Origin of the sequence: Candidatus Phytoplasma pruni (assembly GCF_001277135.1) — a bacterium.
Taxonomy (GTDB): domain Bacteria; phylum Bacillota_I; class Bacilli_A; order Acholeplasmatales; family Acholeplasmataceae; genus Phytoplasma; species Phytoplasma pruni.
On sequence record NZ_LHCF01000031.1, the window covers coordinates 1 to 2,827 of the forward strand.

Genomic DNA, 2,827 nt, shown 5'->3' on the forward strand with positions numbered 1-2,827 from the left:
TGAGGTGCCCCACAAAAGTGGAGCCAAAAGAAAACAACTAATTGAACCAAATTGTTTATTAATTAAAAATAAACAGTTTGGTTTTTTTATTTAGCCAAACTTAAAAAAGGAGTTTTAAAAAAATGAACGAACAAGAAATTGTAAATTTACTTAAAAAAGAGAAAAAAGAAAAAGAAAAGCACGACAAACAAATTTTATCTGCTTTAAATATTTATGAACAATTAAATGTGCATGAACAACCATACAAAAAAAACAAAAGAAAAGTCAAAAGCCAACTAAAATCTATACAGATGTTGATTCTAATGGGTGTGCTGACATTATTTACGTTGAAAAGCCCAAAAAAAAGCAATTGAAATTAAAGGTTAATAATTGTGAAGAAACATTAACTAAACCAAAAGACATCAAAAAGAATAAAAAACACCAACAAATTAAATATATATTGGCAAATGTCGAATTAAAGGTACTAAACGAATGAAATATATTTACGGTTTAAAACAAATTATGCATTTTTTAGCTAAGATAGATACATTTCATATTTTAGTAAGTGCGAATATAAAACAAACCAACTATAACATTACGGAAAAAACATTATTTTTAAAGAAAACGGATATTACCAAAATAAAAACGACAATGAAAGAATTAAATAAAAGTCTTTTTAGTTTAGAATTTGACGCTAATTTAGAACAAAAATATTTTTTTAATAAGCAAACCAAACAATTATACATTAATCCCGCTAAAATAAATGTTTCTCCCTTGAATGAGCAAAATAAGCATAAAAATAGTCCTGCTTGGTTAGATAATTTCAAAAAAGAATTCAATTTTAAAAATTAAAAGGAGTTTGTAATCAAATGAAAATTCAAGAAATTCAAATTAACAAAAAAGAAGAAATAATAACTTTTTTAAAACAAGAAAATTTATTAGTTAATTGTGAACAAGTTTATATAGACAAAATGGAATTATTTTTAAATAAGACCAATTTTTATTTACGTTCCAATCAAAATCTAGAAGGGCTTTTTTTACAACAACCTAAAAAAATGTTTTAGAAAATTTTATTGTTGATAATTCTTTAGAAAGTTTTTTGGACTATATTGAAAGGAGAAAACCTAAAAAAATTTATCTTTTTTATAAAAACAACAACAATAGGCAAAGGAGTTTGAACAGATGAAAAAAAATATTTTTGCTATCCCCGCTCTTAAAGTAACATTAAACCAAAATAGTTGGCAATGGTTTCAACATCGGAAAAAGTTTATCAATGCTTCTGAAGTAGGTACTATCATGGGTTTAAATCCTTATGAAACCAAAGAGGATTTACTTTTTAAAAAAGTGTTTGGGAGTGATTTTATTACTAACGAGGCAGTGGAACATGGCAAAAAAACTGAACCAAAAGCAAAAAATTTTTATTGTTTTTGTCATGGGTTAAAATATGTTCCCGCCGTTTTTACCAGAGGTTTAATGTCCGCTTCTTTAGATGGTTATAACGAAGAAACCAAGACTTTACTAGAAATTAAATGTCCTTTGAATCCCGACGGTTCGAGTTGGCAAGATTTTTTTAAAACACAAACAATACCTCCATATTATTGGGCCCAAATGCAAGCTCAACTTTATTGTAGCAACTTGGAAAAAGGTTATTTTTTTGTTTTCGTGAATGACAAACTTTTCCGAAATCAAGAAGTTTGTTTAGATAAAGACTTTGTAACAAAAATGCTCATCGAAGCAGAAGCTTTTCAACAAGAATTAGAAAAAAGCAGACAGATGGTTGATTTAGCTCGTTTAGCTGAAAAAGATAAATAAAATTTACAAAAATTATTATAAGAAAAAAGGATATTCATATGTTACAAAAAATATTTTTATTAACTTTAGATAATTGTGCCAATTGTGATCAATTAAAAAACATCTTATACAAAGTATATCCACAATATTTAAAACACATTCAAATTATTAATAGACCACAGATGCTTCATGCTGAAACATTTAATCAACTCGTTAGTAAATATAATATTAAAAAAGCACCAGCTTTAATTAACGATAAAACAGGCGCTATTTTAAGCGAAGTAAGGCTGGATATGATAGATGCTTTCTTAAAAAAGAATATTTCTTTACCAAACGAGGAGCTTTAAAAAAATAAATATAAATAAACATTAAATAAAAGGAGATTTAAATGTCTAGAAAATGTAAAAAATATGCTAAAAAAATAATAGATAATTGGTATACAGCTAAAAGATTCAGAGATGTTGGGTATACCGCTTTTGAATTAAGATGTGCTGGGTATGCAGCTTTTGAATTAAGATTGGTTGGGTATAAAGTTGAAGAAATGATAGAGGCAGGATATACAGCTAAACAATTAAAAAATGCTAGATATACGCTTAAAGATTTAAAAGCTTGTGGAGTGGAATTAAAAGAATTGGAATAAAAACCAGAAAGGAACAAACTTTATGTGGAATTGTTTCGTAAAAATAAAAACGTTTATTCTGGCATTGTTTTTAAATATAGGAGATGTTTGCCTCAAATTTGCTAAAGGTTTTACGGTTGAGGAAATTTTGGCCCATAGAATAGATAATATGCAAACCACTATTTTTACTGTCTTGCTGATAACAGGGTTTAAACCTGTCTTTCAGTTCTTCATTAATATTATCCTTTTTGTGCCAGAATTCATTATGGGTTGTTTTTTTAAGCAAAGAAAATTACAACGTTTATCGAAAAAAGAAGCTAAACAAGAAGAAAAACGCAAATTACTATTACAAAAGCTTGAAAAGATAGAAAGTTCTAACCACCAATTAAGAAAAAAAATAGAAACTTTAACGCCAAATATTGAAAAAAAGGAAGAAAA

7 protein-coding genes are annotated in these 2,827 nt (G+C 26.9%); all 7 read left to right on the forward strand.

Features of this window, described 5'->3' with window-relative positions:
- Window positions 1-122 precede the first annotated feature (122 nt).
- Window positions 123-353: a hypothetical protein gene (locus CPX_RS02650; RefSeq protein WP_053521617.1), complete on the forward strand. Its 231-nt coding sequence runs from the start codon at window positions 123-125 to the stop codon at window positions 351-353.
- A 118-nt stretch (window positions 354-471) separates the two neighbouring features.
- Complete coding sequence (locus CPX_RS02655; RefSeq protein ID WP_053521618.1) at window positions 472-831, forward strand: hypothetical protein; 360 nt, start codon at window positions 472-474, stop codon at window positions 829-831.
- A gap of 17 nt (window positions 832-848) precedes the next feature.
- Window positions 849-1,043 carry a hypothetical protein gene (locus CPX_RS03435; RefSeq protein ID WP_235443273.1) on the forward strand — a complete coding sequence of 65 codons (195 nt, stop codon included), beginning with the start codon at window positions 849-851 and terminating at the stop codon, window positions 1,041-1,043.
- 118 nt (window positions 1,044-1,161) lie between these two features.
- Complete coding sequence (locus tag CPX_RS02665) at window positions 1,162-1,791, forward strand: lambda-exonuclease family protein (protein ID WP_053521619.1); 630 nt, start codon at window positions 1,162-1,164, stop codon at window positions 1,789-1,791.
- 38 nt (window positions 1,792-1,829) lie between these two features.
- Entirely contained in the window at window positions 1,830-2,117 is a 288-nt protein-coding gene (locus tag CPX_RS02670; RefSeq protein WP_053521620.1) for a thioredoxin domain-containing protein, read from the forward strand.
- Between the two features lie 41 nt (window positions 2,118-2,158).
- On the forward strand, window positions 2,159-2,410 hold the full coding sequence (locus tag CPX_RS02675; RefSeq protein WP_053521621.1) for a hypothetical protein: 252 nt from the start codon (window positions 2,159-2,161) through the stop codon (window positions 2,408-2,410).
- Between the two features lie 64 nt (window positions 2,411-2,474).
- Window positions 2,475-2,827, forward strand: a 353-nt coding sequence (locus tag CPX_RS02680) for a hypothetical protein (RefSeq protein ID WP_235443274.1), incomplete at its 3' end; no start/stop codon positions are given.

Excerpts from the sequence above, each read along its gene's own strand:
- CPX_RS03435 (WP_235443273.1), top strand. The coding sequence starts at position 849 with ATGAAAATTCAAGAAATTCAAATTAACAAAAAAGAAGAAATAATAACT.
- CPX_RS02675 (WP_053521621.1), top strand. The coding sequence starts at position 2,159 with ATGTCTAGAAAATGTAAAAAATATGCTAAAAAAATAATAGATAATTGG.
- CPX_RS02655 (WP_053521618.1), top strand. The coding sequence starts at position 472 with ATGAAATATATTTACGGTTTAAAACAAATTATGCATTTTTTAGCTAAG.
- CPX_RS02670 (WP_053521620.1), top strand. The coding sequence starts at position 1,830 with ATGTTACAAAAAATATTTTTATTAACTTTAGATAATTGTGCCAATTGT.
- CPX_RS02650 (WP_053521617.1), top strand. The coding sequence starts at position 123 with ATGAACGAACAAGAAATTGTAAATTTACTTAAAAAAGAGAAAAAAGAA.
- CPX_RS02665 (WP_053521619.1), top strand. The coding sequence starts at position 1,162 with ATGAAAAAAAATATTTTTGCTATCCCCGCTCTTAAAGTAACATTAAAC.